16 protein-coding genes and 1 pseudogene are annotated in these 16,842 nt (G+C 64.5%); 10 read left to right on the top strand and 7 right to left on the bottom strand.

Annotated elements, in window-relative coordinates; translation table 11 throughout:
- Positions 1-145: 145 nt before the first annotated feature.
- The 3 genes from ABMA10_RS19990 to ABMA10_RS19980 all read left to right on the top strand — a co-directional run bounded on the left by ABMA10_RS19990 (position 146) and on the right by ABMA10_RS19980 (position 2,412).
- Complete coding sequence (locus ABMA10_RS19990) at positions 146-919, top strand: ParA family protein (protein ID WP_431030914.1); 774 nt, start codon at positions 146-148, stop codon at positions 917-919.
- Positions 916-1,218 carry a hypothetical protein gene (locus tag ABMA10_RS19985; protein ID WP_431030913.1) on the top strand — a complete coding sequence of 101 codons (303 nt, stop codon included), beginning with the start codon at positions 916-918 and terminating at the stop codon, positions 1,216-1,218. Before ABMA10_RS19990 ends, ABMA10_RS19985 begins: the two co-directional genes overlap by 4 nt.
- 318 nt (positions 1,219-1,536) lie before the next feature.
- On the top strand, positions 1,537-2,412 hold the full coding sequence (locus ABMA10_RS19980; RefSeq protein WP_431030912.1) for a hypothetical protein: 876 nt from the start codon (positions 1,537-1,539) through the stop codon (positions 2,410-2,412).
- 61 nt (positions 2,413-2,473) lie between these two features.
- On the opposite strand, the gene ABMA10_RS19975 is transcribed toward ABMA10_RS19980, so the two are convergent.
- Together ABMA10_RS19975 and ABMA10_RS19970 are read right to left on the bottom strand one after the other, a co-directional pair.
- Entirely contained in the window at positions 2,474-2,851 is a 378-nt protein-coding gene (locus ABMA10_RS19975; RefSeq protein WP_431030911.1) for a hypothetical protein, read from the bottom strand.
- A complete protein-coding gene (locus tag ABMA10_RS19970; protein ID WP_431030910.1) occupies positions 2,848-3,135 on the bottom strand; it encodes a hypothetical protein in 288 nt (95 codons plus the stop codon). Before ABMA10_RS19970 ends, ABMA10_RS19975 begins: the two co-directional genes overlap by 4 nt.
- Positions 3,136-3,563: 428 nt before the next feature.
- Here ABMA10_RS19970 and ABMA10_RS19965 point away from each other — a divergent pair, with 428 nt between their 5' ends.
- The 4 genes from ABMA10_RS19965 to ABMA10_RS19950 are packed head-to-tail and all read left to right on the top strand — an operon-like array spanning position 3,564 to position 7,299.
- Entirely contained in the window at positions 3,564-3,947 is a 384-nt protein-coding gene (locus ABMA10_RS19965) for a plasmid mobilization protein (RefSeq protein ID WP_431030909.1), read from the top strand.
- 35 nt (positions 3,948-3,982) lie between these two features.
- A complete protein-coding gene (locus tag ABMA10_RS19960) occupies positions 3,983-5,635 on the top strand; it encodes a relaxase/mobilization nuclease domain-containing protein (protein WP_431030908.1) in 1,653 nt (550 codons plus the stop codon).
- A gap of 48 nt (positions 5,636-5,683) precedes the next feature.
- A complete protein-coding gene (locus ABMA10_RS19955) occupies positions 5,684-6,148 on the top strand; it encodes a hypothetical protein (RefSeq protein WP_431030907.1) in 465 nt (154 codons plus the stop codon).
- Positions 6,148-7,299: a zeta toxin family protein gene (locus tag ABMA10_RS19950; protein WP_431030906.1), complete on the top strand. Its 1,152-nt coding sequence runs from the start codon at positions 6,148-6,150 to the stop codon at positions 7,297-7,299. The genes ABMA10_RS19955 and ABMA10_RS19950 overlap by 1 nt, the downstream gene beginning before the upstream one ends.
- Here the strand turns inward: ABMA10_RS19950 and ABMA10_RS19945 are convergent.
- From ABMA10_RS19945 to ABMA10_RS19935, 3 genes are read right to left on the bottom strand one after another with little or no spacing between them, the layout of a single operon-like run.
- On the bottom strand, positions 7,296-8,426 hold the full coding sequence (locus ABMA10_RS19945) for a hypothetical protein (RefSeq protein ID WP_431030905.1): 1,131 nt from the start codon (positions 8,424-8,426) through the stop codon (positions 7,296-7,298). The genes ABMA10_RS19950 and ABMA10_RS19945 overlap by 4 nt on opposite strands.
- Positions 8,419-9,099: a DUF4913 domain-containing protein gene (locus ABMA10_RS19940; protein WP_431030904.1), complete on the bottom strand. Its 681-nt coding sequence runs from the start codon at positions 9,097-9,099 to the stop codon at positions 8,419-8,421. Before ABMA10_RS19940 ends, ABMA10_RS19945 begins: the two co-directional genes overlap by 8 nt.
- Entirely contained in the window at positions 9,096-11,180 is a 2,085-nt protein-coding gene (locus ABMA10_RS19935) for a type IV secretory system conjugative DNA transfer family protein (RefSeq protein ID WP_431030903.1), read from the bottom strand. Before ABMA10_RS19935 ends, ABMA10_RS19940 begins: the two co-directional genes overlap by 4 nt.
- On the opposite strand from ABMA10_RS19935, the gene ABMA10_RS19930 reads away from it, so the two are divergent.
- The 3 genes from ABMA10_RS19930 to ABMA10_RS19920 all read left to right on the top strand — a co-directional run bounded on the left by ABMA10_RS19930 (position 11,171) and on the right by ABMA10_RS19920 (position 13,624).
- Positions 11,171-12,388, top strand: coding sequence for an IS256 family transposase (locus ABMA10_RS19930; RefSeq protein ID WP_431030902.1), 1,218 nt, complete (start codon positions 11,171-11,173; stop codon positions 12,386-12,388). The genes ABMA10_RS19935 and ABMA10_RS19930 overlap by 10 nt on opposite strands.
- Positions 12,389-12,548: 160 nt before the next feature.
- The gene (locus ABMA10_RS19925; protein ID WP_431030901.1) at positions 12,549-12,758 is read left to right on the top strand and encodes an antitoxin; all 210 of its coding nucleotides are present in this window, start codon (positions 12,549-12,551) and stop codon (positions 12,756-12,758) included.
- Between the two features lie 584 nt (positions 12,759-13,342).
- Positions 13,343-13,624 carry a hypothetical protein gene (locus ABMA10_RS19920; protein WP_431030900.1) on the top strand — a complete coding sequence of 94 codons (282 nt, stop codon included), beginning with the start codon at positions 13,343-13,345 and terminating at the stop codon, positions 13,622-13,624.
- A gap of 81 nt (positions 13,625-13,705) precedes the next feature.
- On the opposite strand, the gene ABMA10_RS19915 is transcribed toward ABMA10_RS19920, so the two are convergent.
- The gene (locus ABMA10_RS19915; RefSeq protein ID WP_431030899.1) at positions 13,706-15,637 is read right to left on the bottom strand and encodes an ABC transporter ATP-binding protein; all 1,932 of its coding nucleotides are present in this window, start codon (positions 15,635-15,637) and stop codon (positions 13,706-13,708) included.
- Positions 15,638-15,894: 257 nt separating this feature from the next.
- A pseudogene (locus ABMA10_RS19910) lies at positions 15,895-16,527 on the bottom strand (IS3 family transposase); the annotation flags it as partial.
- Positions 16,528-16,842: the final 315 nt, after the last annotated feature.

The raw sequence follows: 16,842 nt of genomic DNA, 5'->3' as shown, positions 1-16,842 counted from the left end.
TCTTGCGAATCCGCCAGCAGAACAACACACAGTTTCCCTAGGTAGGCAGCAAGCGCTATTGCTAGCAGATTGCATGTATGTCTGCATTACACATCACTTGCTTGATTGCTAGCACTCTTGATAGCAGCTGTGCTAGGTTTAGAGCATGCAAACTCTCATGGTGTATTCCGAGAGCGGGGGAGTGACCAAGACCGTCACTGCCGTCTCGGTCGCCTACTGCGCCGCCTTCATGGGCAAACGTGTGGTGCTCGTGGATCTCGATCCCCGAGCTGCCACGACTCAGTGGCTCGGCGTCGAGCCCAAGGAGGCCGGCCTCGACGTCAGTGCGATCCTTGGTAACGCAGATCCGCGCGGTTGGGCTGAGTCTCTGGCTGTGCCGAGCGGGTTCCATGAGCTGCTGCGCGTCATCCCGAGCGGCCGCGGTGTCAGCTCGCAGGAAGCCGACCGCGCTGACCACTCTGAGCTGCGCCTCCGTGCCTCCCTCGACGGCCTCGACGCCGACGTGGTTGTCATCGATTGCCCCAACCGGCAGGGCGGACCGCTCACCCTGAATGCCCTCACGGCCTCCGATTCGGTCGTGTACGCGGCTGCAGCGTCCTCTGACGGCGTTTCGGGGTTCCTCGGGGCACAGCAGAGCGTCCAGCGGTTCAAGGACGCCAGGCGGGCGATCGGCGCGCCTGACGCCTACCCGGAGGAGCTTGGCATCGTCGTGGGCGCGGTCAAGGAAACCGTGATGAGCCGCGCAGCGACGCACTCGATTGATCAGTTCCGCGCGACGGGCCTGTTGCTCGAGCCCTTGGTGCCCAATCGCAGCATCGTCGACGAGGTGCGCTACAGCCACGAGTGGTACGGCGACTACCGCAAGGGAGCGCCTGTCATGTCCGCATACGCAGAGATCGCAGGAAAGGTGATCCGATGAACGACGAGCGCCCCGAGCGGCCGGCCATACTGCCACCGCGCACTGCGCCGCAGCCGGCACCGAACCTGCGTGACCCCATCGACCTCGCGCCGGCTACCCCGGCACCCGCACCGACCCCGGCCGCGCCGGATGCCACGCTGGTTGTCGCCGTCACCCCGCAGGCGAAGGAGGCCACGGAGCCCCTGAACACGCGCGTCGCGGCCAGTGTCGCAGCGCTCGCCCGAGCTGCAGCGAAAGAGCATGACATTACGTTGCGCCAGGTGATCGAAGCCGCCGTGCTCACCCGTTGGGGGAGCTGACCTCCCCAGATCAACCGCCTGGCACCCAGTTACAATGCATTCTTGACTGCAATCCAAGTTAAGATGTTTGAGGGGTTCGGTGGTTGGTCGGGCTCGGGGTGAGGGGCTGAACGTGGAACAAAAATCAGGACTGTTGGTGGTCCTTGCGATCCTGCTGGTGCCGGCGCTGGCAATCGGCGGGCTGCTGATGGTGCCGCTGCTGCTAGCGAAGCCGGCGGCAGCGTCATGTCTGCCGGGTGCCGGCGCGTGGTCGACGTCTCGCAGCTGCCGGCGGTCGAGGGGTACACGCCCGCGCAGGTCGGGAACGCGGCCGCGATCATGAATGCCGCAGCGTCGCTCGGCATGAGCGCCCAGGCGCAAACCGTTGGCGTGATGACCGCGCTCGGTGAGTCGGGTCTGCGCGTGCTCGACTACGGCGACGAGGCCGGCCCCGATTCCCGCGGCCTGTTCCAGCAGCGCACGTCATGGGGGACCCTCGCGCAGCGCATGGACCCGACAGCCAGCGCGATCCTGTTCTTCACCCGCTTGCAGGCCGTCGCCGGTTGGGAGCAGATGACGCCGAGCGCGGCCGCGCACGCCGTGCAGAACAATACAGACCCGGATCACTACACGGAGTATTTTGACGCGGCTACGGCGATCGTCGCAGCGCTCAGTGGGGGAGCGGCACCCGGTGGCGGATGCAGCGTCAGTGCCGATGCGATGACGCTCGCGCAGCAGATCATGACCGCGCACGCCGAGGGCCGGTTCACCACCTTGGTCGGCAGCGACCAGCCGGACCACCTGCCGGAGATCCAGGCCATTGCAAACGGGCAGAGCTTGCCGGACTGCGGCATTGACGTGGGCATTCTGCAGGTGATGGTGGTGGCGCTGAACAACTTCTCATCGGTCGGCGTCTCGGACATCAACCGGCTGTGCACGGGGCAGTCGCTCGGGGCCGGTGCCACGTCCTCGCACAACGTGGATGGGGGAGGGCACGCAGTTGATTTCTACTCCCTCAACGGTGCCGCGATCAGCGGGGCGGATTCCGACTCGCTCCGGCTCATTGGGCTGATCGACCCGATGATGCCGAAGGGCTCTCGGGTTGGTCAGTCAGACTGCCGAACCAACGCCGGCACGTCGGTGACGCTCGCCAATCTGTCGCAGTTCCCGGACAGCTGCAACCACCTTCACGTCGATAACGCGTTCGCGAAGTAGCAACCGCAACACAGAGGGCCGCGCTCGGTGAGCGCGGCCCTCTTGCGTGTTGGTTCGCGTGCTACGCGGTCGAGGCTGCAGGCCGGAGTCTGCGTTGCAGTTTCGCGGCGGACGCCATTGCTGCGTAGATCCCGAATGCTCCGGCGATCATGACCGGAAGGAGCCACCAGCCGCGCGCGAGTAGTGCGCCGCCGATCTCCGACTGACTCGCGCCCATGGACAGCATGAAGAGCACCGTTGGACCCGCCAGGATGATCAACGCGAGGAGCGCGGCCGGGAGGCTCAGCGCGGTCGAGCGAAGCGCCGCGCGCAGCACCGGCCGATCCGCGTGCTGCAGCACGGACGGGATCTGGGAGCCGACAACGCCGATAGCCAGCAGCAGCACGACGAGCTGCGCCCACCATGCGGACCAGCTAGCTGCTTCCAGCAGCGGCGTCATGAGTTTTCCTTCATCTCTGCCGAGGGCTGGGCCTTGCGCGGCCGTCCGCCAGATCGACGGCTTGGCACCTCGATGTTCAGCTTCCGCACGGTCTTTTCGTCCCATCCGGCACGCTCCGCGGCCTGGAACGATTTCGCGTGCTCGCGCTCTGCTTCGCTCACCGCGGCGCGAGCGTCAGCGACCGCCTGAGCGGCGGACGCGAGGTCGCGGATCGTCTGCACCTTTGCGTCACGTGCCCGGTCGAGTTCGGCCGCTGCGGCCTGTGCAATCTGTTCGATATCCATTCTGCAATGCTAACCGCTCAGGTCTCGATTTCGGAGCCCTCGCGGCGCACGAGGTGACTCGCCGGGGCGATGCAAAACGCCGGATGCTGGGTGCCCCTCTGGCCTGACCCAGCCACCTGATGAGACGAGATCCACGCGCGAACCGGGGGCGCTACGGGGCGAGGAACGTCACCCGAGCATCCAGGATCGTTCCGAGGTCGCAAACGCGCCGCCTCTCGGCAAACCCTCCCTGTCCTCAGCCGCATTGCTGCACGGAAGGGCTCAGACTGCGAAAAACCACGTTCAGAGCATCTTGCAGAGCCAGTTATTCAGTTAGGTGCCCTAACTGCTTGAAATCCTCGACTTGTCCGCCGGGATTTGGCACACTGGACGTGTGGCTCCGAGGTGTCGGAGGCGCGGCGCTGGCAGAAGAGAAGGGCGGTGATCCCGTGTCGAACGTTGAGACGTCCGGTCGGCTCGGCAAGCAGCGCCGTGACAATGTTCGGGGTGGCCGTCAGCACTCGCACCGGGTGAAGGTGTCGCCCGAGGAAGAGGGCATGTTGGTTGCCCGAGCCGCTGCGGCGCACGTGACCGTGCCGCGGCTGTTGGTCGAGGCGGCGTTGTCGGACGGGCGCGAGACTCCCGCCGATCGTCGCAACCTCGCGGCTGAGTTGTTGGCGATTCGCGGGCTGTTGCGGGCTGTCTCCAACAACGTGAATCAGATCGCGAAGCACGCGAACACTACGGGGGAGTTGCCGGGAACGACTGCGGCCACGCTGCGTGCGGTGGACGACTTGTCCGGCCGTATCGACGAGATCGCCCGGCGGGTGTAGCGGCGATGATTCCAAAGCTGTCGCGCGGTGACCGCATGGCCGGTTTGATGAACTACCTCGCTGGTCCGGGCAAGAAGAACGAGCACGAGGACATTCACATTGTGGCGTCGTCGCCGTTGGTGTTCGCGCACCCTGCCGGCGTCGCGCTCAGCCAGGAGGATGCCGTCAGGGTTGCCCGTGAGATGGACGTCCCGCACGACGTGTTCAACGTCACCGTGCCCAAGGGGCACGTGTTCCATTGCTCCCTGAGTCTCAGCGCTGAGGAGGGCATTCAGACTGACGAACGGTGGGCCGAGATCGCGGCCGAGTTCGCGGACAAGATGGGTTTCACTGAGACCTCCGGGAAGGCGCCGCTTCGGTGGGTTGCGGTCCGGCACGGGCTCTCGTCGGCCGGCAACGATCACGTGCACATCGTGGCGTCGATCGTGCGCGAGGACGGTACGAAGTGGTCGGACTACAACGACCGTCCGCGGGTGCAGAAGGCTGCGCGCGAGATCGAGGAGAAGTTCGGTTATCGGCAGCTCGGCACGCTCAACGCTGAGCGCGGGTACCACCAGGCCGAGAAGCAGATTGCGGACAAGCGCGGGCTCGCAGAGCTGCCCCGGGAGACGCTGCAGCGCCGTGTCCGCGCAGCTGCTTCGGCCTCCGTCGACGAGGCCGAGTTCGTGCGCCGGCTCCGCGGAACGGGCGTGCTCGTGCGGCCGCGATTCGCAGCCGGAACGACCGACGTCATCGAGGGTTTCAGCGTCGCCGTGCGGCCAACGAACCGGGGCGAGCGGCCCGTGTGGTTCGGCGGTGGCAGGCTCGCCCGCGATCTCACGTTGCCGAAGCTCCGCGCCGACTGGCCGGACAACGCCGAGAGCGCACTTGCCGCGTCTGCGGAGTGGAGCGCTGCGGCGAAGAACAAGCGGATCAGCGCTCCCGGCCGCGAGACCGTCACGCCGGGGATCGATCAGTGGGCTGCGGTGACGGCCGACGTCGTGAGCATCAATGAGCGTCTGCGGACGCTCCCGATCACGGACAAGGCTGCATGGGCTCAGGTCGCCCGCGAGACATCGGGTGCGTTGTCGGCGTGGTCGATCCGCACCGAGGCAATACCTGGCCCGTTGGCGGATGCTGCGCGGGCGCTGCGCCGTTCGGCGCAGGTGTCCGAGCACATTCCCGTTGGCAAGTACGCACCGATGCCGTCGCCCAAGGGGGCCGGCATGCTGCTGATGCAAGCAGCCGTTGGACCGTCCACCGCGGCCGGCCAAGCACTGTTGCTCCGGCAGATGATGAACACTGTCTCCGCGGTGTCCGGGATGCAGCAGGAGTCCGGGTTGCTGCACCAGGCCGAACGGTTGCGCCGCACCCACGAAGGCGCGCTGCAGAGCGTTCACGCACACCTCGCGGCCGTCGCCCCGACCGCGCCCGCGGGCCGTTGGGCTCAGGCAGGGGGAGCGGTCGCAACCGCCCCCGCGACGAAGATCGCGACGACGCCAGCACCCGCGCCGCCGAGCACTCCCGCGCCGGTCGTTCCGCTCACGGCCGAGCAGTTGGAGCTGCGCGAGCTGCAGCGGCTCCGAGCAGCGGCGAACGGTGCTGCAGCGGGCGTGAACAAGAACAAGCCGGTACGCACGCCGAAGCCCCCCGTCGCAACAGGGGCTAAGGCTAGGGAAGAGAAGAAGGACCGCCGCCGCGGCCTATAGGTACACCTATCGCATCAATGATAGGGTGTCCTATAGGAGGTGATTCACATGACCACGATCGATTACACGATGGAAGCGGGCCGAGCCCGGACGCTGCGGCGACGAGTGAATCTGGACCAGCTCGACTACCGACGCGAGCTGACCCGACTGGCCTCACTGGGCATCCCTCAACGGCAGCTCTCGAAGGAACTGGGGATTAGTCAACCGAGCCTGTCCACAGCGCTCAAGACAGCGGAGAAGGTGTCGCCGGCCCGGCCTGGCTTCTCCGGGGCCGACCCGTATGAGATCTGCCTCCGCTACTCGGTGGGCGAGCTGACCCGGGATCAGCTCATCGACGAGCTAACCCGCTGGGACTACGTCATTCCCGAAGCCCGCGAGCATGACTTCTTCGATGACCTCCGTTTCTCGACGCCGGGTTCATTCTCCGATGTCGGACAAGCGCGGAACGAGGGCTTGATCGACGGTGATGCCTACGATCTCGTCCTCGAAGCCACCGCATACGAGCCGCGGTAGTGGCAGATCAGGACCTGACCGAACAACATCGTCGCTCAGTCATTGCCCTGTCGAAGCCGGGTGAAGCACTGGCGGCTGGTGCGCCGCACGCCACGGTACGAAATCGTGCATGGTTTGTACAGCGTGGACCCGACCGGTTCGAACCGAAGAATGCTCGGGCACAGCTACACGATCGACTCATCGCGGAACAGCGAGACTCCGCGTCAGATGTCCGGAACGACCGCCGGGCGATCGTGCTTGCGGGTCCGCCGGGCGCGGGTAAAAGCACCGTTCTCGCCGACATCTTGGGCGACAGCCGAAATCAATACCTCGTGATCGATGCCGATGAGTTCAAGCAGTCGCTACTGCGCGAGGCGCAGCGTGACGGCAGCTACGAATCGATGATCAAGCCGCCCGAGATCCGCGCACGCGAAGTGGTCGGGGAACGTTTCTTCCCGCTCGAACTCGCCTCACTGGTCCACGAGGAGTCGTCGATACTGGCAGGCCGGCTCCGCACCGAAGCGGTCAGCGAAGGCAGCAACGTCGTGATTGACACCGTGCTGTCGTCCAGCGCCGCAGCGCAGGCGCTCGGTCGACAGCTGGATGCCGCCGGGTACCGCATCGAGGTCATCGACGTCGAGGTGCCGTTCGAGATCTCCGCCGCCAGAATCACCCAACGGTGGCAGCAGTCCTATGAAGCTGCTCTCAACGGCAGCGACCAGCTTGGTGGACGTTGGGTACCCAGCGAATATGCACACGACGTCTATGACGGTCCAGGAGGGATGTCGAGGCCCGAAGCGGCTGCGAGGGAGCTTGCCGCCGACTGTCCGGCAGTCGCGCGCTACCGGGTGTATCGAACAATTGACGAAGCGAGTGCAACAAGGAGAGCACCCGGTTCCTGGGAGAAGGATCTCGTTCGAGAGCAGCACGGTGGGCCATTACGCAGCACCCGTGCGTCAGCGACAACGGGGTCAACCAATGAAGCATCGAAGCAGCCCGCCGGCAACAGGTCCACACCGATGGACCCCGAGTTGGTGGAGCTACAGCGACTCCGGGCAGCGGCAAACGGTGCTGCGGCCGGCGTGAACAAGAACAAGCCGGCACCCACGACGAAGCCCCCGACCGCAACAGGGTCGAGGGCTCCGGAGGAGAAGAATGGCCGGCAGCGTTAGCGGCTTCCCTTCCGCATCTGGCGGTTCGGCGCGGCCGTGTTCTTCCGCGCCTTCGGAGCGTTCGGACGGGGACCGTTCACCGCGGCGACGGCCGGCGTCCCCTGGCTGATATCGGCCAGCATCCGCGCTCGCTTGTCGCTCTGATTCGCGGTCCCGTCGAGCCGATCAGCGAAGGCAGTACGACGGCCTGCGCTGTCGTATTCGACCCCGGCGTCGACGAACCGCACCCGTGCCTTGCGTTCCTCGCGCGCGTCCAGGTTGGGGAATTTCTCTTTGATCGCAGCATCCACGTCTGGGTCGATACCCAGCCACCCAGGAAGGTCGCTGACGCCGCCACGCGCTCCGGGCGCTGGTGCCGCATCCGGGTCGAGGTTCGCGAGCCGCGCGAGGGCGCGTTCTTTGCTGATCTCGATCGTGACGTCAGCTTCGTTCTGAAACTCCCATACTGGAAACTTCGCATCGGCCTGGTGCTGCTCGGCGGTGGCTTCCAACGCTGCACCGGTCCGAGTGTTCCCGTCGCCAGCCGCCCGCTGCCGGTCGGCCTCGCGTCGGTCGCCCCGAGCTGCAGCGCGCTCGTCGTCGGCCGCGGAGGCGTACTGCGATTCGGGCCGGGCGAGGTAGGACGCCACGAGGACGTTGTTCATCCGCTCGCGATCGTCCGGGGTTGTGTGCTTGATCATGTCGCGGCTGTAGGCGTCGCTGAGCTGTGGCTCAAACTGCGCCGCCCACTCCCTGGCCCGGATCAGCTCGGTGATCGTCTCCGGCTGACCGGACGTGTCGATCCCGCGACTGCTCAACCGCTCATCGAGATACGAACGCACAGCCGCGATCTGCGGATCATGCTCACCCCAGGCCGTGGCCGTTTGGTAGGCGGCACCGATCTGCTCCGGTGAGGCCACCTTCCACCAGTCGCGTTCGGTCACCTCAGAGAGCCCCGCACGGGCGCTGAGTCGTTCAGCGTCGAAACGGGCTTGCGCCTGTCGGCCGGCCTGCTCGCTGATCAGCCTCGCCTGACGCAGCTGCTCCTGACGGTGCCGCGCGGCCTGCTCACCGAGCCGAGCCGCGATCATCACCGCCTGACGCAACGTGTCGTCGAAGAGTTCGTTCATGCCGTCTGAATCACTCATCGCCACTCACCTGTCCGTCCGTGTCGTCGTCGCTCGTCGTGTCCTCAGTTGCAGGCCGTTCATCGGGGAAGAAGCCCTCGGGGGCTTCCACCAGCGGGAACGCCGGCAGCAGCTCCGTGTGCTCGGTGGTCGTGCAGCCCCTGAACGGCCCCTCCTCGGAGAGCATCACGGCCAGATGGTAATCGGCGTGGTCCTTCCACCACACCGACATGCCCGTCTGCCCGTCCAAACGCAGGTGCTCCCACGCCCGCCACAGTGCTTCCAACCGCATCACGGCTTCGGCGTGCTTCCACCAGGACGCGCACCAGGTCGTTTGCGAGCCGTTCGGGGTCAGGTAGCGCCGATACGCCGGCACCAGCCATTCGCTTAACCACTGCTCGGTAGACCCATAAACAAGTACCGCCTCGGGCTCGTCGTCATCGTCCTCCTCGGCCGGTCCGGCCTCGAACGCTTCGCGGACGGCATCGGCGGTTCGTTCGCGGAGATCCCCGAGCCGTTCCGGCGTCATGGCCGTGGTGACGGTCTCTTTGGCGATCGCCGCGACCTGCTTCTTGACCACGGCACGCGTTGCCGCTCCGACGATCTGGCTCAGGTCGAGTCCGTCGAGCTCGAACGCTACAGCTCGCTCGAGTACCGCATCGATGCTGTCTGGTCCTGCTGTCTCGTCGCTCATGCGTCGTCCCTCCTGTTGGTGGTCGTATCGAGATCCAGCCACCGGCTCCGGGGCCGCTCAGCAGCCACCAGCGGCGCTGTGAGCGCCGTAGCGGCAACGCTGGGTGCGCTGCCGTCTGGCTCGTGCAACGCCAGCGACGCGAGGATCTCGTCCTTGTGTGGGCCGTTCTGCCACGGGACTGTGCGCGCGAGCGTTGAGCGAGCGCCGGCACGGAACACGACGACGCGGCCGATCGGCAGTTCCTGCAGGTCTGAGATCGTCATGATGTTCTCTTTCCCGCCCTCCTTGTTGAACGATCGCGTCGTGCCGCCCTTGCTGCGCGACTCCGAAACGGTGTCGAAGGTGTACTCACCGATGAGGTTCGCGACCTTCCGCAAGAATCCCTCCTCGCTGATACCGGACCCCACGACCTTGACTGTCGCGGCCGACCAGATCATGTCCATGCCCTCCGTTCCCCACAGGCCAACGCCCTGTGACCACGACTGCAGGAACGCCACCGGGATGATGCCCTTGGAGCCGTAGTGCGAGTACTTCTTCGGCAGATCCGGCCACGGGCACACGTTCGCGACCTCATCGAGCAGCATCAGCAGCGGCACCGGCAGACGCCGGCCCTTGCACTGCATCGCGTACTCTTCCGCCGCTGCGGCCACCGCTACCGTGAGCGCTGTGGTCAGCGCGGCCGCGGACCCCTCACCCTCCTTGGAGAGCACATAGAGCGTGTCGCTGCTACGCACGAAAGCGTGCACGTCGAAGTGTGGCCGGCGCTCGCCAGGGGCGGGGTTCACCCACTGGCGGATGCTCTGCAGCTTCAACGACTGCATCATGTTGGTGGCCGTACCGAACACGCCGGATTTCTGCCCCGCCTCCATGTTGAACTTCTCCTCCAACGAACCGGCATTCAGCGAGAAGATCCCGCCGTGGTGTGCGCGCAGGATCTCAAGCGGTTCGCTCGGCTTGCCGTGCTGCAGCCAGGCGTAGACGTCCACGATCTCTTTGCCGCCGATCGCGGCCGCGAGAATGAGATCCGCGATCAGATCCTCACCAGCTGGATCGAAATACGGGTCGCGCTTCGCGGACGGATCACGGCCGGCCGCAGAGAACAGGCTCGCGAGCGTGCGCGCTTTGGCGTCGTCCGTGACGTAGCTGAGCGGGTTCCACCACCAGGTGGGTGCGTCGCCGGAGATCTGCTGCGGGTCGAAGGACCACACCGTGCCGAGCTTGCTCCGGCTCTCGCGCGTCGCGTCGATCACGTCGGGCTTGTTCGAGGTGTTGAGCACCGCACCAGGTGCGTCGAGCACCGCCGGGATGACCTGAGTGGACGACTTGCCCTGTCGTGGTCCCCAGATCTGCAGCACGACGGATTCGAAGTCAGCGATCAACCGTCGCCCGCCGGCCACACTGACGCCCAGGAACACGCCGATGCTGCCCGTGATGCCGAAACGAGCAGCCGCCTTGCCGGCGGCTTGCTCGCTGAGCTGCTGAATGTCCGCCCCGCGCCCCATCAGCGCGGCCTTGTGGTCCACCCGCGACTTGGAGCCGCGCCCGCGGGAGCGCAGCAGCACCACGGCCACCACACCGCCCACCAGCAGCAGTACGAACGCCACGGCAGCGACCGTGGACGTCACCGACCAGGTGACCCGGTTCCCGATCAGCAGGAACGGGGCCGAGAGCGGATTCGCCGGGAGCTGCTGGCCGTCACGGCTGAGCAGCGAACCGCCGTAGATCCCGACGATGGGCACCGCCAGGGCGAGCACGATAGCCGCGAGCAGCGCGATCGGGCCGGCGGCACTGCCCGTCGCTTGCCGCTGCCTGCCCATCAGCTCGCCACTCGCTGCTCGGCCATGTCCCACCGAAGGTTCGTGTTCCCGAGGCGCTTTTCGATCGCGGTCATGCGCGTCCTGATCGGGATCCCCGGAGCGTTCCCGAGCTTCACCGGGTCTGTACGTTAAACGGTGTAACTCCGATGAAGGAGGAACCCTATGGAACCGCAGGTCGAAGAAGTGATGGTGCCCGCCCCTGAGTATGTCGAGGCGCTGGCTGCGCAGGGCCCGCTGGAGCCGCCCCTGGTGGTGTGGTGGCACGGCTGGTCGGTGACGCCCAGCGAGAGGGCGTCGCGATCGATGGTGAGGGCGGGCTGCTCGCGCAGCTGACCCGGCTGGTTGTCGAGTCAGCTCTTGAGGGTGAGCTGACGGCGCATCTCGGTTACGAAAAACATGAGCGCGTCGGCGACGACGGGCCCGGGAACGCCCGCAACGGCACACGAGCGAAGACGGTGCTGACAAAGGCTGGCCCGGTGGAGATCGACGTTCCCCGAGATCGGGCAGGGACGTTCGAGCCCGTGGTCGTGAAGAAGCGGCAGCGGCGCCTGGGCTCGATCGAGGACATCGTTTTGTCGCTCTCGGCGCGGGGGCTGACGCATGGGGACATTGCCGCGCACCTCGCCGACGTGTATGGGACCGAGGTGTCCAAGACGACGATTTCCACCATCACGGACAAGGTCCTCGACGGGATGGCGGAGTGGCAGGGGCGCCCGCTGGATACGGTATATCCGGTGGTGTTCATCGACGCGATTCACGTCAAGATCCGTGACGGGCAAGTCGCTAACCGTCCCATCTATGTGGTCCTCGCGGTCACGGCAGAGGGGAATCGGGACATTCTCGGTCTCTGGGCCGGCGATGGTGGGGAGGGGGCGAAGTACTGGCAGCATGTGCTGACCGAGATCAAGAACCGCGGTGTCCTTGACGTGTTGATGCTTGTCTGCGACGGTCTCACCGGTCTGCCCGACGCCGTCAACGCCGTCTGGCCCGAGACGTTGGTGCAGGCCTGCATCGTGCATTTGATGCAGAACAGTTTCAAGTACTCCGCCCGGCAGGACTGGGACAAGATCGCGAAAGCTTTGAAGCCCGTCTACCAGGCGTCGACCGTCGCGGAGGCGGAAGAGCGCTTCCTCGAGTTCGGGGAGGCTTGGGGGAAGAAATACCCCGCGATCATCCGGTTGTGGGAGAACGCGTGGGCGGAGTTCGTGCCCTTCCTTGGATTCGATCGAGAGATTCGCCGGATCGTCTGTACGACGAACGCGATCGAGTCCGTCAATGCCAGGATCCGAAAAGCGGTCAGGGCCAGGGGCCACTTCCCGAACGAGCAGTCGGCGTTGAAATGTGTCTACCTCGCGGTCATGGCCCTCGACCCAACGGGCAAAGGACGAGCCCGCTGGACCCAACGATGGAAGCAAGCATTGAACGCGTTCGACATCCGATTCAACGGCCGCCTCAGCGGCGCCAACCAGTAAAACAACAACCGAGATACACCGTTAATTTGACAGTCCCCGTGTCCACGATCCGGGGTCAAGGCCCAGCATCGTTGATGCGCTCATTGACATGCCCCCCTTCGGGGGTCATGCTGAGGCGTATCGCGTCATTTCTGGCGTGTGTGAGAGGTTGGAGTTGGTTATGGGTATCGAAGACGTCACCGCGAAAGCCAAGGAGTTTCTCGGCGACAACCGCGTCAAGGACGCGTTGAATAGCGAGCAAGCTGAACACACCGGCGACAAAGTGCTCGATGGTGTCGCGGATGTCGCGAACAAGGTCACCGGAGACAAAGCCGAGGAGCAAATCGGTTCTGCGCGTGATGCCGCGGACAAAGCGGTCGGCACTGAATAGCGAGCATCACCAGCAGGATGCCCGATCGATCCGTAGCTTCGGGCGCGGAGAATCGGCGCCGGCGTTGTGGGGCGTGCGGACATGCTCAAGGAGCGTCTTCGCACGCGCCACAACGGCGTAACTGCGTGCGATGCGGCAGCTGCTTTCTCGCATCGACGGGAATGGAGAGCGGGCAGGGTCCGGGTACTGACAGATGCGGAAATCGCGGCGATGCTGCGCCCGTTGCTGCACCTCACGGAGCAGCGGCGGTTCGCTGCGGAGATCACCGAAAAGTTCCAAACCACGTCAGACCTTGACGCGATTGTCGAACGAGATCAGGCAGAGATCCGGGTGGCAGAGCTGGATCTCGAGATCTGTGAGCGATCAGTGCATTGGACGAGATCGGTGCGTGGCACGCGGCGGGCATTATTCAACAGTCACTCGACCAAGCAGGGAGGTTTAACCGGTCGGTGCACCGGTGAGTTCTGCAAGTCTCTCATTCGGGGTGGCGCAGCGGCAGCGTTTCCGTGGCCGCGACGATCTCCAGGTGACGGTGGAGCTTGACACCCTGATCCCAGCTGATCACGGACAACGATCCAGCGTGGTTGATCGTCTGCAACGCGGAACAGGAAGCACTTCCCAGTGGCACGGTCAACGAGCGCCCCGATCGCACCGCGGTTGTTCTTGCCGATGATCAGATCGCCCTCAAGGTGACCGAGAACCATCCGGCCGTCCGCTTCGCCTGGGCTTTCACGGAACGACACCATGTTCTGAATTCTCCCCACGCGGCCGTTCTTCGGCCGGCGAGGTTGCGGATAGTCCGTCTTGTCCTGGTCACCGGCCAGTCGGGGCACAACACGGGACTCACCGGTGCATTGATCGGTTGAATCTTCCGTGCTCCGTGTCAAACACCTCAAGACGAAATCAATATTCGCTGATTCTCTGGGACAAGTTTCGTTATCCGGTGATCAGGGCTGAGTGAACGTGGTCTCTGGTGGGGGTTTCTCCGCGGCTTCGTATGCTGAAGCTTGCAGGCTATAGAGGTCATGGTAGAGGCCTCTAGCGGCGAAGAGCTCGCGGTGGGTTCCGTGTTCGGCGATACGACCGTTGTCGAGTACGTAGATTCGGTCGGCGAACTGGACACTCGCCATCCGGTGGGTGATGAGCACAACGGTGCGATTTTCGGCGTAATGACGAATCGCTTCAAAGACGGCATGTTCGGCTCTCGCGTCGAGAGCGGCTGTTGGTTCGTCGCAGATCAGGATGCGGGCGTCACGATAGAGCCCGCGCGCGATCGCGATCCGCTGCCACTGGCCGCCGGAGAGGTCGACGCCGCCGAGGAAGGAGGCGTCGAGCAGAGTCTCCGCCCCATCGGGGAGTTGATTGAGTACGCTGTCAGCCGATGACGCCTGCACAGCAGCCTCGAATCGTTCGGCTGCTGATGGTTCCCTGTCGTTGCCGAGAGTGATGTTTCGTCGCGCGCTGAACGGCCAGTGTGAGTAGTCCTGACTAATAACCGAGATGGTGTGACGCAGCTCTTCCAGGTCGATGCTCGTTGACGGAACCCCGCCGAAGGAGACTTCGCCGGTCGCTGGCTGGTAGAGGCCGGCCAGGAGTTTCGACAGTGTTGTCTTCCCTGAACCGTTCTCGCCGACAAGGGCAATCGCTTCTCCTTGACGAATTGTCACGCTGACATCGTGTAGAGCTAGCTTCTCTGAGCCAGGATAGCTGAACGATACATCCTTCACTTCAATGTGGTCGGCGTCTGCGGACGGCGGGACTCCTCCGGTGCGTTCCAGGCGACTACGAGCATCCTCCAGCAGTGCGATGTAGTCGTCATAGAACAGCGACTGTTCGTAGAACATGTTGGTTTGCCAGCCGATACCGCGGAGAGAGCCCAGAGCGGTACGGATGGCAAAGAACGCTGTTCCGGCGACTGCGAAGCTCATCACCCCTGTCATCAGCAGCACGGTGAGTACGACATAGACAACGGCAGCGCCAGCTCCTCCGACCGCTTCGCCAATACTGTTTGTCTTGGCCTGGTCGTTCGCCAGACGCAGCTGGGCGTCGCGAACCCATGTGGCGCTGACCCGAAATTGTCCCATCAGGAACGGACGCATTGTGTTTGCTCGCACTTCGGGCGCTGCCTGACGCGAGGTGAGGAGGTCGATGATCTTCTCCTTGCGACGCCCTGGCCCACCGGTGTGGAAATAGGTTCCATATGCCAAGCGAGACGCGCGCACTGAGGCGAGCCAGGTGGGGATCACGGCCAGCAGAAGCAGCGGAGCCAGGAGTGGATTCAGCACGAGAAGGACACCAGCGATCGTGACGAACTGGATCACGCTGCCCACAATGTCGAGAAGAGCAGACAGAAGACTCTCCGGAAGGCGAGGCGCACTTTCCTTGACCCGGTGTACAGCATCGTTAAACGCAGAATCGTCGAACGCGATGACCTCGACCCGACTCACCAGTTCGAGAATGCGCTCCTCAACCTGCTGATTCAGTCGCGCTCCGAGGCGTTGTCGTGCGAGTGACGCGCCCTGACGCATCGCCTCGCGAGCCACCAGAGCGACAACGATGATCGCGAGGGACGGCAGGGCTTGAGTCACTCGCTCCGGAGTCGGACCACTAGCGAACAGGTTCGCGAGGACATCGGTCGTCGCGAACAGCCCAACAGCGACCGCCAGCTCAGTGCCGAGCGTGAGCACGATCATGACGGCTGTCGCCCAGCGGGAGACTGACCAGCAATCGCGGAGGACGGCAGAGAAGATACGCGGGATCCGCAGCACCATCGTTCCGAAATTTGTTGTCGCTACCGTGTCATCGTGAGCGAACCAAGTGCCCTTAACCGCTGCGAGTTCGTCGAGATCATCTTCTGATTCATCATCGTGCGCAACCATGCCGGGATCATACCCTCTTGGAAGACTGTCGACGATGTGCTCAGCGCCGACATCACCAGACGGCCGGGTGAGTCGGCAACCCGGATCGAAGTGGCCCTCATCACAGTATTCAAGGATGGTCGCATATGTCGGCTTTGGGAAACGACCTGGATCAATAGAGGCCTCCGGGCCGCCCGAGGGCGCGGCCGTCATCGCCGGGATGGCCCGGGCTCTCTGACCTGCTTCGCGGATTTCGGACAGCGGATTCGATTGAATTCTTACGCTGCCGTGGCCGGCTGTTGGTAAGCGTAGTGGACGTCGTTGGGGAACTTGTAGCCGAGCGCGGAGTGGCGGCGGCGACTGTTGTAGAACCCTTCGATGTAACGGATCAGGTCGCGGCGAGCCTGGCTCTTGGTGGCGTAGACGGTGCGGTGCACGCGCTCGTTCTTCAAGGCGGAGAAGAAGCTTTCCGCCATTGAGTTGTCCCAACACACCCCTGTCCTGCCCATCGAGGAGCGCATGCCGAGGCGGCCGATCAGGGCCCGGTAGTCGCTCGAGGTGTAGACGCTTCCGCGATCGCTGTGAAAGATCGCGCCCTGCTCGATCACGACCGTGGCTGCGGCATGCCGGAGGGCGTCTTCGACGAGCTCGGTCCGCATGTGATCGGCGATCTGCCACCCGACGACCTTCTTCGAGTAGCAGTCGATCACCGTGGCGAGGTAGACGAATCCCTGCCAGGTGTGAACGTAGGTGATATCGCCGACGAAGCGCACCCCTGGCCGGTCGGCGGTGAAGTCCCGCTCCACCAGATCAGGCATGCCCGCAGCAGCCTCGGCATCCGCGTCTGTGGTGACCCGGAACGGACGCGGCTGACACGCCACCAGGCCCTGATCGAGCATGATCTTGCGCACTGGGCTGCCACGGTGATCTCGGACAGCGGGCCCTCCTAAAGTGAGGGATCTACTGGAATGAGATCCGCAGTGAACGCATCACGCAGAAGGTTCAGCCAGGAGTTTCGGCGACACCAATGCCGTCACGGTGTTACATCTGATCGGAAACCTGGCAGCGGCCTTCACCGCAGTCACCGCCCTGTCCTGGGTCATTTCAGCTGTGGTGGCGTGGTGGATGATCGGACCAGGCAGGTGGGACCGGTTCCGACCATTGGTTCGGCGGCGGCAACGCATAGCCGAGTTCGACAGCGCGGTAGCGACCGCCCAAGCTCACCG

Source organism: Plantibacter sp. RU18, assembly GCF_050613355.1.
Lineage (GTDB): Bacteria > Actinomycetota > Actinomycetes > Actinomycetales > Microbacteriaceae > Plantibacter.
The sequence above is the reverse complement of the archived record's forward strand: the minus strand, read 5'-3'. Positions and strand labels throughout refer to the sequence as shown.

Coding starts and splice junctions, on each gene's coding strand:
- ABMA10_RS19990 (WP_431030914.1), top strand. CDS start 146: ATGCAAACTCTCATGGTGTATTCCGAGAGCGGGGGAGTGACCAAGACC.
- ABMA10_RS19945 (WP_431030905.1), bottom strand. CDS start 8,426: ATGAGTGATTCAGACGGCATGAACGAACTCTTCGACGACACGTTGCGT.
- ABMA10_RS19980 (WP_431030912.1), top strand. CDS start 1,537: ATGAATGCCGCAGCGTCGCTCGGCATGAGCGCCCAGGCGCAAACCGTT.
- ABMA10_RS19940 (WP_431030904.1), bottom strand. CDS start 9,099: ATGAGCGACGAGACAGCAGGACCAGACAGCATCGATGCGGTACTCGAG.
- ABMA10_RS19985 (WP_431030913.1), top strand. CDS start 916: ATGAACGACGAGCGCCCCGAGCGGCCGGCCATACTGCCACCGCGCACT.
- ABMA10_RS19975 (WP_431030911.1), bottom strand. CDS start 2,851: ATGACGCCGCTGCTGGAAGCAGCTAGCTGGTCCGCATGGTGGGCGCAG.
- ABMA10_RS19970 (WP_431030910.1), bottom strand. CDS start 3,135: ATGGATATCGAACAGATTGCACAGGCCGCAGCGGCCGAACTCGACCGG.
- ABMA10_RS19960 (WP_431030908.1), top strand. CDS start 3,983: ATGGCCGGTTTGATGAACTACCTCGCTGGTCCGGGCAAGAAGAACGAG.
- ABMA10_RS19915 (WP_431030899.1), bottom strand. CDS start 15,637: ATGGTTGCGCACGATGATGAATCAGAAGATGATCTCGACGAACTCGCA.
- ABMA10_RS19925 (WP_431030901.1), top strand. CDS start 12,549: ATGGGTATCGAAGACGTCACCGCGAAAGCCAAGGAGTTTCTCGGCGAC.
- ABMA10_RS19955 (WP_431030907.1), top strand. CDS start 5,684: ATGACCACGATCGATTACACGATGGAAGCGGGCCGAGCCCGGACGCTG.